The sequence below is a fragment of the Pseudomonas sp. PSKL.D1 genome, from assembly GCF_028898945.1.
Taxonomy (GTDB): Bacteria; Pseudomonadota; Gammaproteobacteria; order Pseudomonadales; family Pseudomonadaceae; genus Aquipseudomonas.
The window spans coordinates 1,979,552-2,002,092 of record NZ_CP118607.1 but is presented as its reverse complement, the minus strand read 5'-3'; the positions used below and the strand labels follow the sequence as shown (position 1 = coordinate 2,002,092).

Annotated in this window: 20 protein-coding genes; 7 read left to right on the top strand and 13 right to left on the bottom strand. The window is 63.9% G+C overall.

What is annotated here, in order from left to right; genetic code table 11:
- Positions 1-64: 64 nt before the first annotated feature.
- On the bottom strand, positions 65-1,084 hold the full coding sequence (locus PVV54_RS08895) for an AraC family transcriptional regulator (RefSeq protein ID WP_274909567.1): 1,020 nt from the start codon (positions 1,082-1,084) through the stop codon (positions 65-67).
- Positions 1,085-1,094: 10 nt separating this feature from the next.
- Entirely contained in the window at positions 1,095-1,958 is an 864-nt protein-coding gene (locus PVV54_RS08890) for a LysR substrate-binding domain-containing protein (RefSeq protein ID WP_274909566.1), read from the bottom strand.
- A 113-nt stretch (positions 1,959-2,071) separates the two neighbouring features.
- On the opposite strand from PVV54_RS08890, the gene PVV54_RS08885 reads away from it, so the two are divergent.
- Positions 2,072-3,178 (top strand): 2-aminoethylphosphonate--pyruvate transaminase, encoded by a 1,107-nt coding sequence (locus tag PVV54_RS08885; protein ID WP_274909565.1) that lies wholly within the window; start codon positions 2,072-2,074, stop codon positions 3,176-3,178.
- 34 nt (positions 3,179-3,212) lie between these two features.
- Positions 3,213-4,040 (top strand): phosphonoacetaldehyde hydrolase, encoded by an 828-nt coding sequence (phnX, locus tag PVV54_RS08880; protein WP_274909564.1) that lies wholly within the window; start codon positions 3,213-3,215, stop codon positions 4,038-4,040.
- 91 nt (positions 4,041-4,131) lie between these two features.
- On the opposite strand, the gene PVV54_RS08875 is transcribed toward phnX, so the two are convergent.
- Positions 4,132-4,692, bottom strand: coding sequence for an NADPH-dependent FMN reductase (locus PVV54_RS08875; protein ID WP_274909563.1), 561 nt, complete (start codon positions 4,690-4,692; stop codon positions 4,132-4,134).
- Between the two features lie 156 nt (positions 4,693-4,848).
- Here PVV54_RS08875 and PVV54_RS08870 point away from each other — a divergent pair, with 156 nt between their 5' ends.
- Positions 4,849-5,067, top strand: coding sequence for a hypothetical protein (locus tag PVV54_RS08870; RefSeq protein ID WP_274909562.1), 219 nt, complete (start codon positions 4,849-4,851; stop codon positions 5,065-5,067).
- Here the strand turns inward: PVV54_RS08870 and PVV54_RS08865 are convergent.
- Positions 5,051-7,300: an Orn/Lys/Arg family decarboxylase gene (locus PVV54_RS08865; RefSeq protein WP_274909561.1), complete on the bottom strand. Its 2,250-nt coding sequence runs from the start codon at positions 7,298-7,300 to the stop codon at positions 5,051-5,053. The genes PVV54_RS08870 and PVV54_RS08865 overlap by 17 nt on opposite strands.
- Before the next feature lie 156 nt (positions 7,301-7,456).
- The gene (locus tag PVV54_RS08860; RefSeq protein WP_274909560.1) at positions 7,457-9,346 is read right to left on the bottom strand and encodes a propionyl-CoA synthetase; all 1,890 of its coding nucleotides are present in this window, start codon (positions 9,344-9,346) and stop codon (positions 7,457-7,459) included.
- 168 nt (positions 9,347-9,514) lie between these two features.
- Here PVV54_RS08860 and PVV54_RS08855 point away from each other — a divergent pair, with 168 nt between their 5' ends.
- Positions 9,515-10,381 carry a LysR family transcriptional regulator gene (locus PVV54_RS08855; RefSeq protein WP_274909559.1) on the top strand — a complete coding sequence of 289 codons (867 nt, stop codon included), beginning with the start codon at positions 9,515-9,517 and terminating at the stop codon, positions 10,379-10,381.
- On the opposite strand, the gene PVV54_RS08850 is transcribed toward PVV54_RS08855, so the two are convergent.
- The 5 genes from PVV54_RS08850 to PVV54_RS08830 form a co-directional block, all read right to left on the bottom strand.
- Positions 10,355-11,476 (bottom strand): HPP family protein, encoded by a 1,122-nt coding sequence (locus PVV54_RS08850; RefSeq protein ID WP_274909558.1) that lies wholly within the window; start codon positions 11,474-11,476, stop codon positions 10,355-10,357. The genes PVV54_RS08855 and PVV54_RS08850 overlap by 27 nt on opposite strands.
- A gap of 123 nt (positions 11,477-11,599) precedes the next feature.
- Positions 11,600-12,916 (bottom strand): ATP-binding protein, encoded by a 1,317-nt coding sequence (locus PVV54_RS08845; RefSeq protein ID WP_274909557.1) that lies wholly within the window; start codon positions 12,914-12,916, stop codon positions 11,600-11,602.
- Complete coding sequence (locus PVV54_RS08840; RefSeq protein ID WP_274909556.1) at positions 12,913-13,581, bottom strand: response regulator transcription factor; 669 nt, start codon at positions 13,579-13,581, stop codon at positions 12,913-12,915. Before PVV54_RS08840 ends, PVV54_RS08845 begins: the two co-directional genes overlap by 4 nt.
- Position 13,582: 1 nt before the next feature.
- Positions 13,583-13,897: a PepSY domain-containing protein gene (locus PVV54_RS08835; RefSeq protein ID WP_274909555.1), complete on the bottom strand. Its 315-nt coding sequence runs from the start codon at positions 13,895-13,897 to the stop codon at positions 13,583-13,585.
- Entirely contained in the window at positions 13,897-14,205 is a 309-nt protein-coding gene (locus PVV54_RS08830; RefSeq protein WP_274909554.1) for a PepSY domain-containing protein, read from the bottom strand. Before PVV54_RS08830 ends, PVV54_RS08835 begins: the two co-directional genes overlap by 1 nt.
- A gap of 154 nt (positions 14,206-14,359) precedes the next feature.
- Here PVV54_RS08830 and PVV54_RS08825 point away from each other — a divergent pair, with 154 nt between their 5' ends.
- Both PVV54_RS08825 and queD read left to right on the top strand, forming a co-directional pair.
- A complete protein-coding gene (locus PVV54_RS08825) occupies positions 14,360-15,439 on the top strand; it encodes a patatin-like phospholipase family protein (RefSeq protein ID WP_274909553.1) in 1,080 nt (359 codons plus the stop codon).
- 53 nt (positions 15,440-15,492) lie between these two features.
- Complete coding sequence (queD, locus tag PVV54_RS08820; protein ID WP_043202104.1) at positions 15,493-15,849, top strand: 6-carboxytetrahydropterin synthase QueD; 357 nt, start codon at positions 15,493-15,495, stop codon at positions 15,847-15,849.
- A gap of 96 nt (positions 15,850-15,945) precedes the next feature.
- On the opposite strand, the gene PVV54_RS08815 is transcribed toward queD, so the two are convergent.
- A complete protein-coding gene (locus PVV54_RS08815; protein ID WP_274909552.1) occupies positions 15,946-16,419 on the bottom strand; it encodes a DUF1289 domain-containing protein in 474 nt (157 codons plus the stop codon).
- 407 nt (positions 16,420-16,826) lie between these two features.
- Here PVV54_RS08815 and acnB point away from each other — a divergent pair, with 407 nt between their 5' ends.
- Positions 16,827-19,436: a bifunctional aconitate hydratase 2/2-methylisocitrate dehydratase gene (gene acnB, locus PVV54_RS08810; protein ID WP_274910410.1), complete on the top strand. Its 2,610-nt coding sequence runs from the start codon at positions 16,827-16,829 to the stop codon at positions 19,434-19,436.
- Between the two features lie 147 nt (positions 19,437-19,583).
- On the opposite strand, the gene prpD is transcribed toward acnB, so the two are convergent.
- Together prpD and prpF are read right to left on the bottom strand one after the other, a co-directional pair.
- Positions 19,584-21,068, bottom strand: coding sequence for a 2-methylcitrate dehydratase (gene prpD / locus PVV54_RS08805; protein ID WP_274909551.1), 1,485 nt, complete (start codon positions 21,066-21,068; stop codon positions 19,584-19,586).
- Positions 21,069-21,222: 154 nt separating this feature from the next.
- Entirely contained in the window at positions 21,223-22,413 is a 1,191-nt protein-coding gene (gene prpF / locus PVV54_RS08800; protein ID WP_274909550.1) for a 2-methylaconitate cis-trans isomerase PrpF, read from the bottom strand.
- Positions 22,414-22,541 lie beyond the last annotated feature (128 nt).

Here is a 22,541-nt window from a genome sequence, read left to right as displayed (position 1 = left end):
TTTGAAATGGCACCCACAGTGCTTAATTCACCCGGCATTGCTCAGCGGGAAACGGCCCCGGCCTTCAACCCTCGTGGTCGTGCATCATCAGCGACCGGTAATGCCCCGGGTTGCAGCCAAACCATTTGCGGAAGGCCTTGTAGAACGAACTGCTGTCGGCAAACCCCAGGCGCTCGGCAATTTCGCCCAATCCGGTTGGCGATTCGGCCAGCCAGGCAATGGCCAGCTCGCGCCGCACACTGTCTTTGATGCCTTGGTAGCTTTGCCCCTCATCGGCCAGCCGGCGACGCAGGGTCGACAGGGACAAGTGCAGGTGCGCCGCCACCTGCGCAGCATCCGGCCACGCCCCTGGCTGTACACCGAGCAACTGCTGGCGGATGCGCCGCGCAAGGCTGGCAGGGTCGCGGTACTTCACCAGGATGTTGCCAGGCGCCTCGGCCAGAAAACGCTGCAGGTCTTCTGCGCTACGGCGCACCGGCACATCCAGGCAGGCGGCGGCAATAATCATCCGCGTACGCGGGCGGCCAAACTGCAGGTTCTCCGAGAACATCACCCGATAGTCGTCACAAAACGGCGGCTCGGCGCAGCGCAGGTCGATGGCCAGGATGGGAATGCGCCGCCCCGTCAGCCAGCACGCCACACCATGCACAATCATCCAGAAGGTGAAATAGGTGAAGGCGCGGCGCGGCTGATCGCTGGGCTCGTTGATGACGATTTCAGCCAGGCTCTGCTGGCGTACCAGGCTGGGGTGCAGGTCGTCCAGCATCAGCGAGAGGAATGCCAGCATGTTGTCCAGCGCGTCGCCCAGCGTCGGTTGCGCCATGGCGCTGCGGGCGATGAACGCCAGGCTGCCGCTGCGCAGGCCACGCTTGTCCATGGCAAAGAACTCGTCATTGCATCGCCGGGCCAGCAACCGCCAGAGCCGGGCATATGCCTCGGCGCTGACCCGGGCCTCGGCCAGTTTCAACTGCCCGGCATCGATACCGGCACGGGCCAACAGCGCGGCATCAGCCTCGCCGGCCGGGCATGTCTGCAACAGTGCTTCGCGCACAAGCTGCATGGAGATGGTGTCTTTCTCGCTCATCAACGCCCCGTCAAAGGCCCGCGGCCAAGTCTAGAAAAGCCTGGATCAGGCGCAATTCACGGCGCCGCTCCAGGCAACCGACCACATGCTGATTGCGCAAACCAGCGCCTGCCAAAGGGCGCGCCAGCACGCGCGGGTCGTTGGCAACCTCGGTGGACGACACCACGCCGATGCCCAGTTGCGCGGCCACGGCCTCGGTCACCGCTTCACGGCTGTCCAGCTCCAGCAACACCCGCGGTTGTACCGCCGCTTCAGCACAGGCCTTGTCGAACGTGCGCCGGGTGGTTGAGCTTGGCTCGCGCAATACCATGATCTGCTGATGCAGCGCGGCCAAGGGCAAATCGCCCTCGCCCCTGGCCCAATCATGCCCGGCGGGCAGCAGCGCACACAGGCGTGATTCACACAGGTTTTGCAGGTACAGGCCTTTGCGCGGTTCGATTTCGGTCAGTACGGCCACATCGGCATGTTCGGACAACAGCGAGGCCAGGGTTTCCTGGGCATTGCCCAGGCGCAGGTTGACGGTGATGCCCGGATAGCGCTCACGCAGTTGCGCCAGCATGGGCATGACCCGGTGCGGGCCGTCCGCCGCCACCTCAAGGCGCCCGGTCAGCAGCTGCCGGTTGGCTTCAAGCATGGCCTGGGCTTCCTCGGCCAAGCCAAACATCGCCCGGGTAATTGCCGCCAGGCGGATGCCCTCTTCGGTCAGTTCAACCCGCCGCGCCGTGCGCCGCAGCAGGGTGATCTGGTAGTGCTCTTCAAGCGCCTTGACGTGGCCGGTCACCGCCGGCTGGCTGATGAAAAGGCGTTCGGCGGCGCGGGTAAAGCTGCCCTCTCGGGCCACGGCATCAAAGGCGCGTAACTGGAACAAGTTCATTTTGCATCGGCCTGACTTATGGCTGGCATAACAGCAAACAATTTGATTGATAGCTTGGCGAATTGCAACCTAGGCCCCGTAGTTTCAGCCCACCGCATGTGAGGAACCACGGAATGAGCAACGCCCCGATCCTGCTGACCCCCGGCCCACTGACCACATCCCTGCGTACCCGCCAAGCCATGCTGGTGGACTGGGGTTCCTGGGACCGCGACTTTAACCAACTCACCGCCAGCGTCTGCGAGCAGCTGCTGGCCATCATCGACGGCAGCGCCAGCCACCACTGCGTGCCTCTGCAAGGCAGCGGCACCTTTGCCGTCGAAGCCGCCATCGGCACCCTGGTGCCGCGCGACGGTAAGGTGCTGGTGCTGATCAACGGTGCCTACGGCCAGCGCCTGGCCAAGATCTGCAAGGTGCTGGGCCGCACCTACAGCACCTTCGAAACCGCCGAAGACCAGCCTACCACCGCCGCCGACGTCGACCGCCTGCTGGCCGCTGACCCGGCCATAACCCACGTGGCGCTGATCCACTGCGAAACCAGCACCGGCATCCTCAACCCGCTGCCGGAAATTGCCCAGGTCATCCAGCGCCACGGCAAACGCCTGATCATCGACGCCATGAGTTCGTTCGGCGCACTGCCCATCGATGCCCGCGAAATCCCCTTCGAAGCGTTGATCGCCGCCTCCGGCAAATGCCTCGAAGGCGTACCCGGCATGGGCTTCGTCTTTGCCGAAAAAACCGCCCTGGCCGCCGCCGAAGGCAACGCCCACTCGCTGGCCATGGACCTGCACGACCAGCACGCCTACATGGCCAAGACCGGCCAATGGCGCTTCACCCCGCCTACCCACGTGGTGGCCGCCCTGCACGAGGCGCTGCAGCAGTACGTTGAGGAAGGCGGCCTGCCCGCCCGCCACCAACGCTACGCCGACAACTGCAAGACGCTGCTCGACGGCATGGCTGCCATCGGCCTGCGCAGCTTCCTGCCGGCCGACATCCAGGCACCGATCATCGTTACCTTCCACGCCCCCAACGATGCCCGTTACCAGTTCAAGGACTTCTACGAGCGGGTCAAGGCTAAGGGGTTCATCCTCTACCCGGGCAAGCTGACCCAAGTCGAAACCTTCCGCGTCGGCTGCATCGGCGTGGTGGGTGCCGACGGCATGCAGGCCGCCGTCAATGCCGTGGCCGAAGTGCTGCGGGAAATGGAAGTGCTGGACATCTGACCCTTTGCCTACCCCAATTCAGGAAACTGCGCACATGAACTACAGCAACCCCACCCAGCTGCAAGCTGCCATCCTCGACTGGGCCGGCACCGTGGTCGACTTCGGCTCCTTCGCCCCCACGCAGATCTTTGTCGAGGCTTTTGCCGAATTCGACGTCGAAGTCTCCATCGACGAGGCGCGCGGCCCGATGGGCATGGGCAAATGGGACCACATCCGAACCCTGTGCGATGTGCCGGCAATCGCCGAGCGCTACCGCAAGGTGTTCGGCCGCACCCCGACCGACGATGATGTGACCGCAATCTACAACCGCTTCATGCCCCTGCAGATCGCCAAGATCGCCGTGCACTCGGCACTGATCCCCGGCGCCCTGGACACGCTTACCGGCCTGCGCCAGGGCGGGCTGAAGATCGGTTCGTGCTCGGGCTACCCGAAAGTGGTGATGGACAAGGTAGTCGAGCTGGCGGCAAAAAATGGTTACGTTGCCGACCACGTGGTGGCCACCGACGAAACCCCCAATGGCCGCCCTTGGCCGGCCCAGGCGCTGGCCAACGTGATTGCGCTGGGGATTGATGACGTAGCGGCGTGCGTCAAGGTTGACGACACCGTACCAGGCATCCTCGAAGGCCGCCGTGCCGGCATGTGGACCGTGGCACTGGTGTGCTCGGGCAACGCCCTGGGGCTTACCTGGGAGGGTTACCGGGCGCTGAGCGCCGAGAAGCTGGAGAGCGAGCGCAAGCGCATTCACGCGCTGTTTGAAGGCTCGCGCCCGCATTACCTGATCGATACCATCAATGAGCTGCCGGAAGTGATTGCCGACATCAACCGGCGGTTGGCCAAGGGGGAGATGCCGCAGGCGGACTGATAAAACGGCGTGAGACCATTCGCGGGTAAACCCGCTCCCACAGGGTTGTGCGGAACCTGTGGGAGCGGGTTTACCCGCGAATGGTTGTAAATCAAACCGCCCTGTTCAGCTTCACCCAGGACGCAAATTTGTCGATAAAGCTTTGCAGAAACGGCCGGGTCTTGTCGCTCAATTTGCCGCTGTCATCGAACAGGCTGGCGGCCCCGCCAATGTATGCCTCGGGCATCTGCATGCAGGGCATGTCGAGAAACACCAGCGACTGGCGCACGGCATGGTTGGCGCCAAAGCCGCCAATCGCACCCGGGGACACGCTGGCAACGGCGGTCGGCTTGCCACCCCAGGCGCTTTGCCCATAGGGCCGAGAGCCCACGTCAATGGCATTCTTCAGGCACCCGGGCACCGAACGGTTGTACTCCGGGGTAACGAACAACACGGCATCGCTGCGGCGAATCTCGTCGCGAAAGCGCTGCCACGGGGCTGGCACGCCAGCGGCTTCGACATCCTCGTTGTACAGCGGCAAATCACCGATTTCGACAATTTTCAAGGCAAGGCTGGACGGCGCCAGCTCTGCAAGGGCGCGGGCCACTTTGCGGTTGTAGGAATCCTTGCGCAAGCTGCCGACGACGACAGCTACCGAATACACCTGGCTCATGGCGATATCCAACCTTTACGGGTTCAAGAGACGTTGTAGTTATAGATGACCATTCCTCGGGCCTTAGGTTTTTTTTGCCCGGCCTGAAAACTCCCGCAACAATCGACGGTCTATGCCTGCAGACATTTCCCACGTAATTCAGAGGTTTTCACCTAAATGGCAGCAGTAATGGTCGGCCAGTTCCACGCCCGAGACGCCGAAGGCCGCATCTATCCCGTCCACGAATTCCAGGAGTCCACCCTACAGACCGACGGCAGCGCCCTGGGCGCACCGATCATTACCTACCGCCTGGCCATTGGCGACAAGGTCAACCACCTGGGTGAAGACCGTTTCGAGCTGGCGCGCACCGGCGTCGAGATCATTCGCATTCCTTGATGCAGTCCACGGTGTAGGTGCCGGTTTCGTTCTGCAGGCCGTGCACGTCGGCCACAAAGCCGGGGAAGCCACGGTTGAAGGCACGGGCGAACGCCAGGTAGTCGAGGATCGAACGGGTGGCCTCGGTGAACCGCTCGCCGGGCATGATCAGTGGAATACCCGGCGGGTACGGCACCAGCATCACCGCCGCGACGCGCCCCAGCAAGGCCTCGATGGGCACCGCCTCGACCTCGCCGCGCACCATCTGGTCATAGGCACGCGCCGGGGTGACTGCCGCCTCCGGCAAGCGGCTGAACAGGCGCTTGAGTTGTTTGGCCGTCGCGTTGGCGCGGTAGCACTCATGCAATTGGTCGCACAGCTCGCGCAGGCCGATGCCCTGATAGCGCTGCGCATCCACCGCGACGACGCTGGGCAGGCAGGCGCTCAACGCGGTGTTGGCATCGTAATGCCGCTTGAACTCCAGCAACTCGGTCAACAACGTGCTCCACTTGCCTTTGGTAATGCCCATGGAGAACAGCACCAGGAAGCTGTACAGCCCGGTTTTCTCCACCACCAGCCCCCGCTCCCACAAAAACTTGCTCACCACGGCCGCCGGGATGCCCTGCTCGCCCAGTGCCCCACCGGCATTCAGCCCCGGCATCACCAAGGTGACCTTGAGCGGGTCGAGAAGCACATAGTCGTCCGCCACTTCTCCAAAACCATGCCAGTCCGCGCCGGGCTGCAACAACCAGTCCTGTGCGTCCAGGCGGTGAATGCCTTCGGTCGCCGGCGGCTGCCAGATACTGAACCACCAGTCATCGGCGGCAATGTGCTCGCGCAGGTTGGCCAGGGCGCGGCGAAAACTCAGCGCCTCGTCGAACATTTCCTGCAGCAGCGAGCGCCCGGCCGGGCCTTCCATCATGGTCGAGGCCACGTCCAGCGAGGCCAGGATGCTGTACTGCGGCGAGGTGGAGATGTGCATCATGAACGCTTCGTTGAAGCGGTCGCGGTCAAGTTGGCGCTGGGCACCGTCCTGCACATGGATCATCGACGCCTGGCTGAAGGCGGCCAGCAGCTTGTGAGTCGAATGGGTGCTGAACACCAGCGGGCTGTCGGCCTCACAGGGGGTGCCCATGGCATAACGGCCGGTGAAGAATTCATGGAAAGCCGCATAGGCGAACCAGGCTTCGTCAAAATGCAGCACCTCGACACTGCCCCCCAGCGCCTGCTTGATCAGCCCGGCGTTGTAGCACAGCCCGTCGTAAGTGGAGTTGGTGACCACCGCCAGCTTGATGCGTGGCGCACGGCCGTTGGCCAGGGGGTTGGCCTGCACTTTGGCCTGGATCGATTCGGCGCTGAACTCGCTGAGCGGGATCGGGCCGATGATGCCCAGTTCGTTGCGCTCGGGGCACAGGTAGATGGGGATGGCGCCAGTCATGATGATCGCGTGCACCACCGACTTGTGGCAGTTGCGGTCCACCAGCACCAGGTCATCGCGGCCCACCATGGCGTGCCATACGATCTTGTTGGCGGTGGAGGTGCCGTTGATGACAAAGAAGGTGTGGTCGGCACCGAAGTTACGCGCTGCGCGTGCTTCGGCTTCGGCCAAGGGGCCGGTGTGGTCGAGCAGCGAGCCCAATTCCGGCACGGAAACCGACAAGTCCGAGCGCAGGGTATTTTCGCCAAAGAACTGGTGAAAGGCCTGGCCCACCGGGCTTTTGCGATAGGCCACGCCACCGCCGTGGCCGGGCGTGTGCCAGGAGTAGTTGGACTGCGCCGTGTGCTGCACCAGCGCCTTGAAAAACGGTGGCAGCAGGCCATCGAGGTAATTGTGCGCGGCCCGGGCCACCTGACGGGCCAGGAACGGTACGGTGTCTTCGAACAGGTACAGGATGCCGCGCAGTTGGTTGAGTTCGCTCATGGCTTCTGCGGGGGCGTTTTCCAGCGTGACCTGTTCACCCAGGGCGAAAATCGGCAGGCTGGGCGCCCGCAGGCGGGCCAGGCGGATCAGTTCGGCCATGTTCTGCAACAGGTGAGTGTTTTCGCCGGCGCCTTCAGCGGCGATGAGCATGCAAGCCAGGCCGTGGTGGGTGGCGGCCACCAGGCGCGCTTCGGCGTAGTCGGCGGCGGCGAGGATGGCAAAGCCATCCTGGGCCAGTTCGTCGGCGATACCGCGGATGCGCTCGCCGGCGACGCTGTCGGCCTTGATGGCGCGGTGGACGATGAGGATGGGGAACTTGAGGTCCTTGTACATCCGGCGGCTACCTCCTTGGGGCTGAACCTCCTTTCATTGTAGGAGCGGATTCATCCGCGATGGGGCGCGAAGCGGCCCCGAATTAAGTATATGCCGGGCCATTGCCGGGGCTGCGCTGCAGCCCATCGCGGATGAATCCGCTCCTACAGGCGTTCTTCAGCCTGCCCGAGGAAGGTCTGCCAGCACCGCTTCTATTTCCCCCAGCACCGCCGGGTCATCCAGCGTCGATGGCGGCACATACGCCTGCCCATCGGCAATCTTGCGCAGCACCGCCCGCAAAATCTTGCCTGAGCGCGTCTTGGGCAAACGCTTGACCAGCCGCACCCGGTTGAAGCACGCCAGCGCGCCGATCTCTTCACGCACACGGCCCACCAGCTCCACCAGCAACTGCGCCTCGGCAATCCCCTCCCCGTCCTTGAGCACCACCAGCGCCAGCGGCACCTGGCCCTTGATATCATCGTGCACGCCAATCACCGCACACTCGGCCACGGCCGGGTGGCGGGCCACCAGGTCTTCCATTTCGCCAGTGGACAGGCGGTGGCCAGACACGTTGATCACATCATCGGTGCGCCCCATGATGTAAACGAAGCCATCGTCATCCAGGTAGCCACCGTCGCCGGTGTGGTAGTACCCCGGATAGGTGCGCAGGTAGGCCTGCAAGTAGCGCTCGTGGTCGCCCCACAACGTCTGGCTGCAGCCGGGCGGCAAAGGCAAGGCAATCACGATGGCACCCTGGTGGTTGGGGCCAAGCAGCTTGCCGTCGTCATCCAGCACCCGCACGTGATAGCCCGGCACCGCCCGGTTGCTCGACCCCGGCCGCGCCGCACTGCCCTCCAGGCCCACGCAGGGTGCGGTGACCGGCCAGCCGGTTTCGGTCTGCCACCAGTGGTCGTGCACCGGCTTGCCGCTGACCCGTTCCAGCCATTCGTGGGTGCTGGAATCGAGCTTTTCACCGGCCAGGAACAGCTGGCGCAGGGAACTGAGGTCATGGCGCCGGATCAGCTCGCCATCGGGGTCTTCCTTGCGGATGGCGCGCATGGCAGTCGGGGCGCAAAACAGCGCGTTCACTTTGTATTGCTCCACCACCCGCCAGTATGCCGAGGCGTCCGGCGTGCGAATCGGCTTGCCCTCGTAGAACACCGTGGTGCAGCCGCTCATCAACGGCCCGTAGACGATCAGCGAATGGCCCACCACCCAGCCGACATCGGAAATGCCCCACCACACATCGCCCGCCTGCATGCCGTAGATATGGCGCATGGCGTACATCAGGGCGACCGCATTGCCGCCATTTTCGCGCACGATGCCTTTGGGTTTGCCGGTGGTGCCGGAGGTGTACATGATGTAAAGCGGGTCAGCGGCATCCAGTGCCATCGGCGGCACCGCTTGTGCATCAGCCAACGCTGCCTGCCAATCCAGGTCGCGCCCCTGCTGCAACTTGGCCTGTGCCTGCGGCCGTTGCAGCACCAACACATGGCCAGGTTGATGGCGGGCCAGTTGCAGGGCGCGGTCGACCAGCGGCTTGTACTCGATTACCCGGTCGAACTCCAGCCCGCACGACGCGGTCAGCAACAACTTGGGCCGTGCATCGTCGATGCGCAGGGCCAGTTCGTTGGCGGCAAAGCCGCCAAACACCACCGAGTGCACCGCGCCAATGCGCGCACAGGCCAGCATGGCCATGGCCGCCTGGGGCACCATGGGCATGTAGATGATCACGCCATCGCCTTTTTCGACGCCCAGGCTTCGCAGCAAACCCGCCAGGCGCGCCACTTCGGCGTGCAGTTCACGGTAGGTAAAGGCCTGCTGTACGCCGGTCACGGGCGAATCGTAGATCAGCGCGGTCTGCTCGCCGCGACCTTGCTCGATCTGGTAGTCAAGCGCCAGGTAGCAACTGTTGAGGCGGCCGTCGGCGAACCAACGGTGGGTGCCGTCGGGGTTTTCCTGCAGGGTCAGGGAAGGCTTTCGATACCAGGCCAGGTGGTCAGCCTGTTCGGCCCAGAAGGCAGCAGGGTCGGCAATGGAATGGGCGTAGCTGTGCTGGTAAGTCATGGCGAAGGGAACCCGGTACTTGTTGTTATTGAAGGGCGAACTATCAGTATGGCCCGCCACACCGGGGCCGCCATGGGACTAAAGTCACAACCGACCTGCAAATTTGCAGCACGGTTCAAACCCGTGCAAAGGCTCTAGAATAGAGCGCCCTTTTCCACCGAGCAGCCCATGGACATCGATCAGGCCCGAACCTTTCTGGAAATCGTACGTTGCGGAAGCCTGGTGGCCGCCGCAGAACGCCTGTTCGTGTCACAAACCGCCATCACCGCGCGGGTGCAGCGGCTGGAGCAGCAACTGGGTTGCCAGCTGTTCGTGCGCAGCCGTCACGGCGCCAGCCTGACCAGCGATGGTGAGGCCTTTGTCAGCTATGCCAACCAGCTGGTGCAAACCTGGGAAGCCGCGTGCCGCGACCTGCCGTTGCCACAGGGGTGCCAGCAAGTGCTGCACGTGGGCGCCGAGGTTAGCCTGGGCAACCCGATGCTGCTCGACTGGGTCAGCGCCTTGCACCGTGAGCTGCCCAGCCATGCCATTCGTAGCGAAGTCAGTGATGGCGAAGGGCTGCTGCGCCGGGTGGAGATGGGCCTGCTGGATGCCGCGCTGGTTTACCAGCCGACTTACGGGCCGGGCCTGCAGGTGGAACAATTGATGGAGGAAAAACTGATTCGCGTGCGCCGGGTCGACCGGCCCGAGCCGTACGTGTACATCGACTGGGGCGAGGCTTTCCGGCGCCAGCACGACGCCGCCCTGCCCGACTGCGCGCGCCCGGCGCTGAGCTTCAACCTCGGGCCGCTGGCCTTGCAATTCATTCTGGACCAGGGCGGCAGCGGTTACTTCCGTACCCGCGTGGTGCAGGCCTACCTGGACAGCGGCGTGTTCGAGCGGGTGCCGCAGGCGCCCGAGTTCACTTACCCGACGTACCTGGTGTACCCGCGCGAGCGCGACAGCGAAGCGCTGCAGCAGGCCTTTGCCGTGTTGCGCCGGCTGGTGGCGGATGGCGTCAGCGACTGGTCACAGCGCTGGGACCCGTTGATCTGAAGCGCGGCTGAGCAATTGCCGCTTGAGGCCGGCAATCAGGTCGGTCTGGGTGACCACGCCCACCAATTGTTCGCCGTCCACCACCGGCAGGCAGTGCAGGCCCTGCTCGCACAGCAACGGCAACAGGCGCTCCAGCGGGTACTGGCTACCCACACTGGTGATTTGCCGGCTCATCACCTGGGCCATGCGCACGGGCTTGCGGCGCCACAGGCCACGCCAATTGAAGCGCCCCTGCTGCATGGCCGGGCCCACCAGGTCGCTGAGGCTGACGATGCCAACCAGCTTGCCCTGCTGCAGGATCGGCAGGGTTTTCAGGTGATGGGCGGTGAGCATTTGCCAGGCTTGGTGCAGGGTGGTGTCGGGCGAGGCAAACTGTACGTCACGGGCCATCACTGAAGCGGCGGTGATGCCGCCGAGGCTGCGCCGCAGGGCGTGCTGTTCGGTGGCCATGATGATGCGTTCCAGTTCGTCGCGGCTGACGTCGACGAATTCGCCTAGTTCTTCAAGCGCCTGATCGAGGTCGGCGCCGCTGACGCCTACCCGTTCGCCGGGCAGCGGGTCGTGGGTGTGGTGAGCCTCCTTGCGCGGCAATGGGCCTTTGGGGTAACGCACACCAGTGAGGCGGTTATAGATCACCGCTACGATGACCAGGATCAGCGCATTGAGCAGGATTGGCTCGAGCAAGTGATCGCCCATCGCCGTCAGCCCCGAATCGGCCAGCACGGCACTTACCGCCACGCCCCCGCCCGGTGGGTGCAGGCAACGCAGCAGGCACATCACCAGTAGCGAAATGCCCAGCGCCGCTGCCGCTACCCACAGTTCGCTACCCAGGCCTTCACGCATGGCCAGGCCCACCACACCGGCCAGCGCGTAGCTGCCCAGCACCGGCCAGGGTTGCGCCAACGGGCCGGAGTGCACGGCAAACACCAGCACCGCCGAAGCAGCCAGGGGGCCGAGCAGGTGCAGGGCAATAGTTGGGCCGAAGGCCAGGCTGGTGAGCCAGCCGGCCAGAAACAGGGCGATGAGAGCGCCGAGGCTGGCGCGCAGCCATTGCCTGGGCGGGATGTTCAGGGAGGCAGGTAAAAAGCGGTGCATGGGGGGATGAATTCTTGATTGTTTGAACAGGTTTGTGACGCGGATTGTGCCGGGCCTGGGGTGCGGTGGGCCAATTCAAAATAATGCGCGGTGGCTGCAATTATTTTCATGCAACGCGCTTGTTCAGCGCCGCCGTGGCAACTCGATACTCACCCGCAACCCGCCCGTCGGGCTGTCCAGCAGCGCCAGCTGCCCGCCCCAGGCCTCTACGATGTCACGCACGATACCTAACCCCAAACCGTGCCCGTCGACCTGTTCATCCAGCCGCGATCCGCGCTCCAGCACCTGCAAGCGCTGGCCCTCCGGGATCCCAGGGCCATCGTCGTCCACCCATAGCCGGTAGCCATCGGTGATGGGCGCAATGCTCAGCCGCACCTCGCTGTCGGCCCACTTGCAGGCGTTGTCCAGCAGGTTGCCGAGCAGCTCCAGCACGTCTTCACGGTCCCAGGGCAGCTGCAACCCGGGTGGCACATCGCGCGCCAGCAACAGGCCTTCGCCATGGATCATGCCCAGCGTCGCCAGTAGCCCCGGCAATTCGGCATCACAATCGAACTGCGCGCCAGGCAGCGCATCGCCTGCCAGCCGCGCACGGTTCAACTCGCGCGCCAGCCGTTGCTGGATCTGCTGCAACTGCTCACGCAGTTGCTCGCACACCTCGGGCTGGTCTTTCAGACGCTCGCTGGAGGCCAGGCTCAACAGTACCGCCAACGGCGTTTTCAGAGCATGGCCCAGGTTACCCAGCGCGTTGCGCGAGCGGCGCAGGCTGTCTTCGGTGTGACTGAGCAGGTGGTTAATCTGGTTGACCAGCGGCGCCAGTTCGCTGGGCACTTCGGCGTCGAGTTGCGAGCGCTTGCCCTGCTGCAGCTGGGCGATCTGCTGGCGCGCACGCTCCAGCGGGCGCAGCGAGCGGGTGACCGTGATGCGCTGCAGCACCAGCACCAGCAGCAACGCCACCGCGCCCATGCCCAGGCCGATTTGCTGCAGGCGCCGGAAGCCCTGGCGCACAGGCGAGTAATCCTGCGCCACGCTGATCGAAATGTCCTGCCCCAGGCGCCGGTAGTCGGCACGCAGCGCCAGCAACTGCTGGCCTTCCGGGCCCAGCTCGTGGCTGTCGGACAAACCCGGCGCCGAGGGTTTGGGCATGTCCAGGTCCCACAACGAGCGCGAACGCCAGGTGCCCTGGTCGAAATCGATGCGGAAGTAATAACCGGAAAACGGCCGCTGATACGCGGCAGACACGCGCCGCTCATCCAGTTGCAGGCCGGACGGCCCGCGCACCAGCGCCACCAGCAGGTTTTCGCTTTCCTTGCGCAGGCCGTTTTCCAGGTAGCGCTGCAAGCCGGCCTCGAACAGCCACAGGGTCAGTTGCGCCAGCACCACGCCGACCACCACCAGCACGGCCACCAGGCCCAGGCTCAGGCGAGCCTGGATCGACTTCACCCGGTGCTCCCCGCGTAGATGTAGCCTTGCCCGCGACGGGTTTCGATGACGCTGCGGCCCAGTTTGCGGCGCAGGTGGTTGACGTGCACTTCCAGCACGTTGGAATCACGCTCGGTTTCGCCGTCGTACAGGTGCTCGGCCAGGTGGCTTTTCGACAGGATCTGCTGCGGGTGCAGCATGAAGTAACGCAGCAGGCGGAATTCGGCCGCCGTCAGCTGGATGTCGACCCCATCACGGCTCACGCACTGGCGGCTTTCGTCCAGGTGCAGGCCGGCCGCTTCCAGCGTGGGCTGGTTGGCCAGGCCACGGGCCCGGCGCAACAGTGCCTGAATGCGCAATTGCAGCTCTTCGGGGTGGAAGGGTTTGCTCAGGTAGTCGTCGGCACCGGCCTTCAGCCCCTCGATGCGCTCGGCCCACGAGCCGCGTGCGGTAAGGATCAGCACCGGCGTGGCCAGGCTGGCCGCACGCCATTGTGCCAGCACCTCCAGCCCCGGCACCCCGGGCAGGCCGAGGTCGAGGATGATCAGGTCATAGGGTTCGCTCTGGCCCTGGTACACCGCATCGCGGCCATCGGCCAGCCAGTCCACGGCGTAGCCCTGGCGCTGCAGAGCGGTGGTCAGCTCATCGGCCAGCGGCACGTTGTCCTCGACTAGCAACAGGCGCATATCAATCGTCTTCCTCGTCTTTGAGCAGGGCACCAGAGCTGGCATCGAGCTTGATTTCGCGCACCACGCCGTCCGTGGTCAGCAATTCCACTTCATATTCGTAGCGGTCGTCGTCTTCTTCCAGCTCGGCCTCCAGCAAGCGCGCCCCGGGGTAACGCCCCAGGGCGGCTTCCAGCAGTTGCTCGAGCGGCAGGATGACACCCTTCTGGCGCAACTTCAGGGCTTCATCCTGGTCCAGGTCACGGGCGGCAGCCAGGGAGCAAACGGCCAGCAATGACAGCGCCAGGTATCGCGCTGGCCGGGGCAAGTGGATCATCAGCGGTCCTGTTCGTCCTTGAGCACTTCACCGGTCTTGGCGTCCAGGTCCACGTCCCACTCGACGTTCTGGGCATCACGCAGTTCGACCTTGTAGATGTAGCGGCCGTACTCGTCCTCAAGCTCCGAGTCGGTGACAGTGGCGCCGGGGTGCTTGGCCACGGCGGCGGCTTTGAGCTCGTCCAGCGACTTGATGGTCTTGGCGTTGACCAGCTTCACCACTTCGTCCGGCTGGACGTCTTTGGCAAAGGCGGCATTGGCACCCAGGGCAAGGGCAGCGGCGGTGAACAGGGCAGTCAAGGTTTTCATGGGGTGTCTCCTGAGCGATGTGCAAGTTGTCTACGGAGTTAAGACTAACCAGCGGTCCTTAATTCAACCTGAAACGTGCAGGCGCCATGATAGCGCAGCCCGCCAACCGGGATCAGGCCCTATAATGACCCGCTTGTAGCCCGCGAGGTCCGCCATGAGCGCCATTCACATCAAATACCCCGCCCTCACCTTCAAGGCCGGCCAACGCGCGCTGCGCCAGATTCGCGAGCGGGGTTTGCGGGCCGAGGACGTCGGCGTGCTGCCCGGTGCCGCGGGCGGCCCCAAGCCGTTGGGCATTCAGGGCCTGGACCTGGCGCTGTTCGGTGAATGGCTGCCGTCGGCGCCCCGCCAACGCTCGCTGATCGGCGCCTCGATCGGCTCCTGGCGCTTCGCCAGCGCGTGCCTGGACGACACGGTCGCCGGCATCCGCCGCCTGGGCGAGCTGTACACCGAGCAGGATTTTGCCAAGGGCGTGACCCCGGCCCAGATCAGCCACAGTTGCCAGCGCATGCTCGACGACCTGCTGCAGGGCCGCGACGGGCAGATCCTTGCCAACCGGCATTACCGCCTGAACATTCTGGTGGTCAAAAGCCACGGCCAACTCGCCCACGACCACCGTGGCCGGCTGGGCATGGGGCTGGGTTCGGTCATCGCCAGCAACCTGCTGGGCCGCGCACGCCTGGGCCGGCATTTCGAGCGGGTGATCCTGCACGACCAGCGCGCCGAGCCGCCGCTCGACGCGCTGACCGACTTCCCGTCGCGGTGCCTGCCGCTGGACCTGGCCAACCTGCGCCATGCCCTGCTGGCCTCGGGCTCGATCCCCATGGTGATGGAAGGCGTGCGCGACATCCCCGGCGCCGGTGCCGGCACCTACCGCGACGGCGGGCTGCTGGACTACCACCTCGACCTGCCTTACCGGGGCGACGACCTGGTGCTGTACCCGCACTTCACCGACAAGGTGGTGCCGGGCTGGTTCGACAAGGCCCTGCCGTGGCGCAAAGGCGACGCCACGCGCCTGCAGAACGTGCTGCTGATGACCCCGTCGCCGCAGTACCTGGCCGCCCTGCCCTTTGGCAAGCTGCCCGACCGCAACGACTTCAAGCGTTTCATGGGCGATGCGCCCAGCCGCAAGCGCTACTGGTACAAGGCCATTGCCGAGAGCCAGCGGCTGGGGGACGAGTTGCTGGAGCTGATCGCCACCGGGCGGCTGCATGAACGGTTGCAAGCCTTGTAGCGGGCATACTGGTAGACTGCGCGCATTGTTGATTCACATAGAGTTATGACAGCGTGGAAATCTTTAAGGAATTCACATTCGAATCGGCCCACCGCCTGCCCCACGTGCCTGAAGGGCACAAATGCGGCCGCCTGCATGGCCACTCGTTCAAGGTCGGCCTGCACCTGACCGGCCCGCTCGACCCGCACACCGGCTGGATCCGCGACTTTGCCGAGGTGAAGGCGATCTTCAAGCCGATCTACGAGCAACTGGACCACAACTACCTGAACGACATCCCTGGCCTGGAAAACCCGACCAGTGAAGTGATCGCCAAGTGGATCTGGGAGCAGGTCAAGCCGTTGATGCCCGAGTTGTCCAAGGTGCGGATTCATGAAACCTGCACCAGCGGGTGTGAATACACTGGGGATTGAGCCGGATATTGGTTGGCTTCATCGCGGATAAATCCGCTCCTACAACGGTATGCGTCCTGTAGGAGCGGATTTATCCGCGATGCGGCCTCATAGGCTTTAGCCCTGGTCCATCGCATCGCGCAAAAAGCTCGGCGCGATATAGCGCTGGTAATGCGCCTCCGACAACAGGAAAAACTCCCGGTCGATGGCATCGCGCAACTGCGGCAGTTCCCAGTCGCGAAACTCCGGCAGCAACACCATCCCGTAGGCCTCCAGCTCACGGATCATCCGCGCCCCGCGGGCAATCAGCTGGTACGCCCAGCAATATTCCGACTGATGCTCCACAAAGCGGATCGAGCGCTGCTGCAATTGTTGGCGCAGCAGGTTTTTGTCGAACACTTCGAGCTTGGCCATCATCACCTGCACCAGCAACTGCTCAAGGCGTAGCCACACGGCGCGCTTCTGCTCGTCGTCATAACCGTTCCAGTTGATCACTTCGTGGTGAAAACGCTTGCAGCCACGGCACACGGTGTCCCCGTAAACAGTGGAACAGAGGCCGACGCAAGGGGTTTTGATGGACTGGTTGGACATTGGGAAACAACGGCTTGGCGGGGGAACACCGGGCCATGTTAGCCCTTTGTCTAACCAGGGTCACCCGTTAAAGTCATGTTCAGCGCCTTACCTTCGGGCTTTTTTTGCCGTAGAATCATCCCGCCTTTTCAAAGGCAACAATGTCCGTTGGAAGCTGTTTTCAAAGCGTCACGAGCACAGTTAATCCGGTAGAACGGCGTTGGCCCGGGCCATGCACCCCTCGCATGCCCGCGCCAGCCCTCATCAGCTCCCCGTTCTGCAGGCGTAAAACTTTGAAAGCAGCTTCTGTAAGGATTCTTTGCGACTCTGGCTGGGCGGCCCACAAAGCCGTGGCAGCGCATGGGTGCATCGAATGCTGGATGAGCGTCCCGGACTCCCTTTAGGGACCACTGATGAGGGTAATAACTGTGCTTGAAGCCTACCGCAAACACATCGAAGAGCGTGCCGCCCTGGGTATCGTGCCCCAGCCGCTGAACGCCGAACAAACTGCAGGCCTGGTCGAGCTGCTGAAAAACCCGCCGGCCGGCGAAGAAGCCTTCCTCGTAGACCTGGTCACCAACCGCATTCCGCCAGGGGTCGACGAAGCTGCCTACGTCAAAGCCGCTTTCCTGTCCGCCGTCGCCAAAGGCGAAGCCCAATCCCCGCTGATCGACCGCAAGCACGCCACCGAGCTGCTGGGCACCATGCAGGGCGGCTACAACATCGAAACGCTGGTCGCACTGCTGGATGACGCCGAACTGGGCGCCGTCGCGGCCGAACAGCTCAAGCACACCCTGCTGATGTTCGATGCCTTCCACGACGTGGCCGAGAAAGCCAAGGCGGGCAACGCCCACGCCAAGGCCGTGCTGGCCTCCTGGGCTGCCGGCGAGTGGTTCACCGCCCGCCCGGCCATCGCCGACAAGTACACCCTGACCGTGTTCAAGGTGCCTGGCGAAACCAACACCGACGACCTGTCCCCTGCCCCGGACGCCTGGTCGCGCCCTGACATCCCGCTGCACGCCTTGGCCATGCTGAAAATGGCCCGCGACGGCATCGAGCCTTCGCAGCCAGGTTCGGTCGGCCCGCTGGCCCAGATCGAAGCGGTCAAGGCCAAAGGCTTCCCGGTTGCCTACGTCGGTGACGTGGTCGGTACCGGTTCCTCGCGTAAATCCGCCACCAACTCGGTGCTGTGGTTCTTCGGTGACGACATCCCGTACGTGCCGAACAAGCGCGCCGGTGGCTTCTGCTTCGGCACCAAAATCGCCCCGATCTTCTACAACACCATGGAAGACGCCGGCGCCCTGCCGATCGAATTCGACTGCACCAACCTGGCCATGGGCGACGTCATCGACGTGTACCCGTACAAAGGTGAAGTTCGCCGCCACGGCAGCGACGAGCTGGTGACCAGCTTCGAGCTGAAAACCGAAGTGCTGCTGGATGAAGTCCGCGCTGGCGGCCGTATCCCGCTGATCGTCGGCCGTGGCCTGACCGAAAAAGCCCGTGCCGAACTCGGCCAGGGCCCATCGGACCTGTTCAAGAAGCCAGAGCAACCTGCCGACACCGGCAAGGGCTTCACCCTGGCGCAAAAAATGGTCGGCCGTGCCTGCGGCCTGCCAGAAGGCCAGGGCGTACGCCCAGGTGCCTACTGCGAGCCGAAGATGACCACCGTCGGTTCCCAGGACACCACTGGCCCGATGACCCGTGACGAGCTGAAAGACCTGGCGTGCCTGGGCTTCTCGGCTGACCTGGTGATGCAGTCCTTCTGCCACACCGCGGCGTATCCGAAGCCGATCGACGTCACCACCCACCACACCCTGCCAGACTTCATCCGCACCCGTGGCGGCGTGTCGCTGCGCCCGGGCGACGGCATCATCCACAGCTGGCTGAACCGCATGCTGATGCCGGACACTGTCGGCACCGGTGGTGACTCGCACACCCGTTTCCCGATCGGCATCTCGTTCCCGGCCGGTTCCGGCCTGGTGGCCTTCGCCGCCGCCACCGGCGTCATGCCGCTGGACATGCCAGAGTCGATCCTGGTGCGCTTCAAGGGCAAACTGCAACCCGGCATCACCCTGCGTGACCTGGTGCATGCCATCCCTTACTACGCCATCCAGAAAGGCCTGCTGACCGTCGAGAAGAAAGGCAAGAAAAACGCCTTCTCCGGCCGCATCCTGGAAATCGAAGGCCTGGACGAACTGACCGTCGAGCAAGCGTTCGAGCTGTCCGACGCCTCGGCCGAGCGTTCCGCTGCCGGTTGCACCATCAAGCTGCCAGAGAAGGCCATTGCCGAGTACCTGCAGTCCAACATCACCCTGCTGCGCTGGATGATCGGCGAAGGCTACGGCGACCCACGCACCCTGGAGCGTCGCGCCCAGGCCATGGAAGCCTGGCTGGCCAAGCCTGAGCTGCTGTCGGCCGACGCCGATGCCGAGTACGCCGAAATCATCGAAATCGACCTGGCCGACGTCAAAGAGCCTGTGCTCTGTGCGCCGAACGACCCGGACGATGCCCGCCTGCTGTCTTCGGTACAGGGCGAGAAGATCGACGAAGTGTTCATCGGTTCGTGCATGACCAACATCGGCCACTTCCGCGCTGCCGGCAAGCTGCTGGACAAGGTCAAGGGCGGCATCCCTACCCGTCTGTGGCTGGCCCCGCCAACCAAGATGGACGCCCACCAGCTGACCGAAGAAGGCTACTACGGCATCTACGGCAAGGCCGGTGCGCGCATGGAAATGCCAGGCTGCTCGCTGTGCATGGGTAACCAGGCACGTGTGCAGACCGGTTCGACCGTGGTTTCCACCTCGACCCGTAACTTCCCGAACCGCCTGGGCGACGCCACCAACGTGTACCTGGCATCGGCCGAGCTGGCTGCTGTGGCTTCGATCATCGGCAAGCTGCCGACCGTTGAAGAGTACATGCAGTACGCGAAAGACATCGACAGCATGGCTGCCGACGTTTACCGCTACCTGAGCTTCGACCAGATCGCCGAGTTCCGCGAAGCGGCTGCCAACGCCAAGATCCCTGTGGTTCAGGCGTAAGCTGAGCTGTAAGCTGTAAAAGAAAAGCCCCGGCAGAAATGCCGGGGTTTTTTGTTTTGCCTGTGCGGGCCCTATCGCGGATAAATCCGCTCCTACACCGCCCTTGTAGGAGCGGATTTATCCGCGATAGGGCCGGTACGGGCAACCTCAAATCACGAACAAATCCACAAACCCCTGCACCGCCATCCCTTCCAACTGCTGCTGATCCTTGCACAACGCAAAAATCCGCTCACATCGCTGCGGTACAAAGCGCGTTGCCAGGTTTTCCCTGAACTTGGCCTCCAGCAACGGTATCCCCTCCTCCCGCCGCCGCCGATGTCCAACCGGGTATTCCACCACCACCTGCTCAGTGCTCGTGCCGTCTTTGAAAAACACCTGCACGGCGTTGGCAATCGAGCGCTTGTCCGGCTCCAGGTACTCGCGGCTGAAACGCGGGTCTTCCACCACCTCCATCTTCTCGCGCAGCCGGTCGATACTGGGGTGGGCGGCATGGAAGGCATCTTCGTAATGCTCGGCCACCAAGTGCCCGAAAATCAGCGGCACCGCCACCATGTACTGCAGGCAATGGTCGCGGTCGGCGGCATTGGCCAGCGGGCCGACCTTGGAAATGATGCGGATCGCCGATTCCTGAGTGGTGATCACGATGCGGTCGACCTCATGCAGCCGGTTGCGCACCTGCCGGTGCAACAGCACCGCTGCCTCGCAGGCCGTCTGGGCATGGAACTCGGCCGGGAAGCTGACCTTGAACAGCACGTTTTCCATCACATAGCTGCCCAGCGCCTGCGGGATACGCAACTCGTACTGCCCCGCAGGTTTGAGCGCCAAATCCTTGTTGGTGTGGCTGAACGACACCTCGTAAAACCCCCATTGGGGTGCAGTGAGCACACCAGGCACACCCATTTCGTCGCGCATGGCGATATCGGCCAGGCGCACGCCGCGGCTGGAAGCATCGCCCGCCGCCCACGACTTTCGCGACCCGGCATTGGGCGCGTGGCGATAGGTGCGCAAGGCCTGGCCGTCGACGAAGGCGTGGGACAAGGCCGACAGCATCTGCTCGCGATTGGCGCCCATCAACCTGGCGCACACGGCGGTGGAGGCCACCTTCACCAGAATCACATGGTCCAGGCCCACCCGGTTGAACGAGTTTTCCAGCGCCAGCACACCCTGCACTTCGTGCGCCATGACCATGGCCGCCAGCACGTCGCGCATGCGCAGCGGCAGCTCGCCGTTGGCCACGCGCTTTTGCGACAAGTGGTCGGCCACCGCCAGGATGCCCCCGAGGTTGTCGGAGGGGTGTGCCCACTCGGCGGCAAGCCAGGTGTCGTTGTAGTCGAGCCAGCGCACGGTGCAGCCGATGTCCCAGGCCGCCTTGACCGGGTCGAGGCGGTATGAGGTGCCGGGCACGCGGGCGCCATGGGGGACGATGGTGCCTTCTACCAGGGGGCCGAGGTGTTTGCTGCATTCGGGAAAGCGCAGGGCCAGCAGGCCGCAGCCGAGGGTGTCCATCAGGCAGTTGCGGGCGGTGTTGAGGGCTTCGGGGGACTCGACCTGGTAGGTGAGTGCGTAGTCGGCCAGGGTTTGCAGGACCGTGTCGTAATCCGGGCGGTCGTTGAGGTCTACGTTGGCGCTCATTTTTATCTCCCTTCGGAAATGCTGGGGCTGCCGTGCAGCCCATCGCGGATAAATCCGCTCCTACAGGAGAGCGCCTATCTTCTGTAGGAGCGGATTCATCCGCGATGGGCCGCAAAGCGGCCCCTGCAAACGAAAGCCAAGCGCTGTCAGTGCCTCAGAAACTGTCGCCAGGCACCCTCACCCAGCCCTCCATCAGCACACGAGCACTGCGGCTCATGATTGCTTTTGTCACGCTCCATTCGCCATCCACATGCCGCGCCTCGGCCCCGACCCGCAAGGTGCCGGACGGGTGCCCAAAGCGCACCGCACTGCGCTCGCCCCCACCTGCGGCAAGGTTGACCAGCGTGCCGGGAATGGCAGCGGCGGTACCGATGGCCACCGCAGCGGTCCCCATCATCGCGTGGTGCAGCTTGCCCATGGACAACGCCCGCACCAGCAAGTCGATGTCACCCGCGGCAACCGTTTTGCCACTGGACGCAGTGTAGGCGCTTGGCGGCGCAACGAAAGCCACTTTGGGCGTGTGCTGACGCCCGGCGGCCTGATCGACGTGCTCGATCAGGCCCATGCGCACGGCGCCATATGCACGGATCGTCTCGAAACGCGCCAGTGCCTGCGGGTCACCGTTGATGGCATCCTGCAGCTCGGTACCGGTGTAACCGATATCGGCAGCGTTGACGAAAATGGTCGGGATACCCGCATTGATCAACGTCGCCTTGAACGTACCAATGCCGGGTACCTCCAGATCATCCACCAATTGGCCCGTGGGGAACATCGCCCCGCCATCTCCGTCTTCGTCGGCGGCAGGGTCAAGAAACTCCAACTGCACTTCAGCAGCCGGGAAAGTCACGCCATCCAGTTCGAAGTCACCGGTTTCCTGCACCTGGCCATCGGTGATCGGCACATGGGCAATGATGCTCTTGCCGATGTTGGCCTGCCAGATGCGCACGGTGGCGACGCCGTTGTGTGGAATACGCTCAGGCTTCACCAGGCCATTGCTGATGGCAAACGAACCCACTGCTGCCGACAGGTTGCCGCAATTGCCGCTCCAGTCGACGAAGGCCTTGTCGATGGCGACCTGGCCGAACAGGTAGTCGACGTCGTGGTCGGGCCGGGTGCTTTTGCCAAGGATTACGGTCTTGCTGGTGCTGGAGGTGGCGCCGCCCATGCCGTCGATCTGCTTGGCGTAGGGGTCGGGGCTGCCGATTACGCGCAGCAACAGCGCATCACGGGCCGGGCCGGGGGCCTGGGCTGCTTCGGGGAGGTCTTGCAGGCGGAAGAACACGCCTTTGCTGGTGCCGCCACGCATGTAGGTGGCGGGGATTCGGATTTGTGGGGGGTGTGCCATGGGTGCGCTGTCCTGTTGTGGATGCAAATGACGATTGGGGCTGCTTTGCAGCCCATCGCGGATAAATCCGCTCCTACAGGCTGCGCTCACCTGTAGGAGCGGATTAATCCGCGATGGGCCGCAAAGCG

Coding starts and splice junctions, on each gene's coding strand:
- prpF (WP_274909550.1), bottom strand. CDS start 22,413: ATGGCACACCCCCCACAAATCCGAATCCCCGCCACCTACATGCGTGGC.
- prpD (WP_274909551.1), bottom strand. CDS start 21,068: ATGAGCGCCAACGTAGACCTCAACGACCGCCCGGATTACGACACGGTC.
- PVV54_RS08850 (WP_274909558.1), bottom strand. CDS start 11,476: ATGCACCGCTTTTTACCTGCCTCCCTGAACATCCCGCCCAGGCAATGG.
- PVV54_RS08840 (WP_274909556.1), bottom strand. CDS start 13,581: ATGCGCCTGTTGCTAGTCGAGGACAACGTGCCGCTGGCCGATGAGCTG.
- PVV54_RS08835 (WP_274909555.1), bottom strand. CDS start 13,897: ATGATCCACTTGCCCCGGCCAGCGCGATACCTGGCGCTGTCATTGCTG.
- phnX (WP_274909564.1), top strand. CDS start 3,213: ATGAACTACAGCAACCCCACCCAGCTGCAAGCTGCCATCCTCGACTGG.
- PVV54_RS08830 (WP_274909554.1), bottom strand. CDS start 14,205: ATGAAAACCTTGACTGCCCTGTTCACCGCCGCTGCCCTTGCCCTGGGT.
- PVV54_RS08885 (WP_274909565.1), top strand. CDS start 2,072: ATGAGCAACGCCCCGATCCTGCTGACCCCCGGCCCACTGACCACATCC.
- PVV54_RS08815 (WP_274909552.1), bottom strand. CDS start 16,419: ATGTCCAACCAGTCCATCAAAACCCCTTGCGTCGGCCTCTGTTCCACT.
- PVV54_RS08860 (WP_274909560.1), bottom strand. CDS start 9,346: ATGACTTACCAGCACAGCTACGCCCATTCCATTGCCGACCCTGCTGCC.
- PVV54_RS08895 (WP_274909567.1), bottom strand. CDS start 1,084: ATGAGCGAGAAAGACACCATCTCCATGCAGCTTGTGCGCGAAGCACTG.
- PVV54_RS08875 (WP_274909563.1), bottom strand. CDS start 4,692: ATGAGCCAGGTGTATTCGGTAGCTGTCGTCGTCGGCAGCTTGCGCAAG.
- PVV54_RS08825 (WP_274909553.1), top strand. CDS start 14,360: ATGAGCGCCATTCACATCAAATACCCCGCCCTCACCTTCAAGGCCGGC.
- PVV54_RS08855 (WP_274909559.1), top strand. CDS start 9,515: ATGGACATCGATCAGGCCCGAACCTTTCTGGAAATCGTACGTTGCGGA.
- PVV54_RS08890 (WP_274909566.1), bottom strand. CDS start 1,958: ATGAACTTGTTCCAGTTACGCGCCTTTGATGCCGTGGCCCGAGAGGGC.
- PVV54_RS08865 (WP_274909561.1), bottom strand. CDS start 7,300: ATGTACAAGGACCTCAAGTTCCCCATCCTCATCGTCCACCGCGCCATC.
- PVV54_RS08870 (WP_274909562.1), top strand. CDS start 4,849: ATGGCAGCAGTAATGGTCGGCCAGTTCCACGCCCGAGACGCCGAAGGC.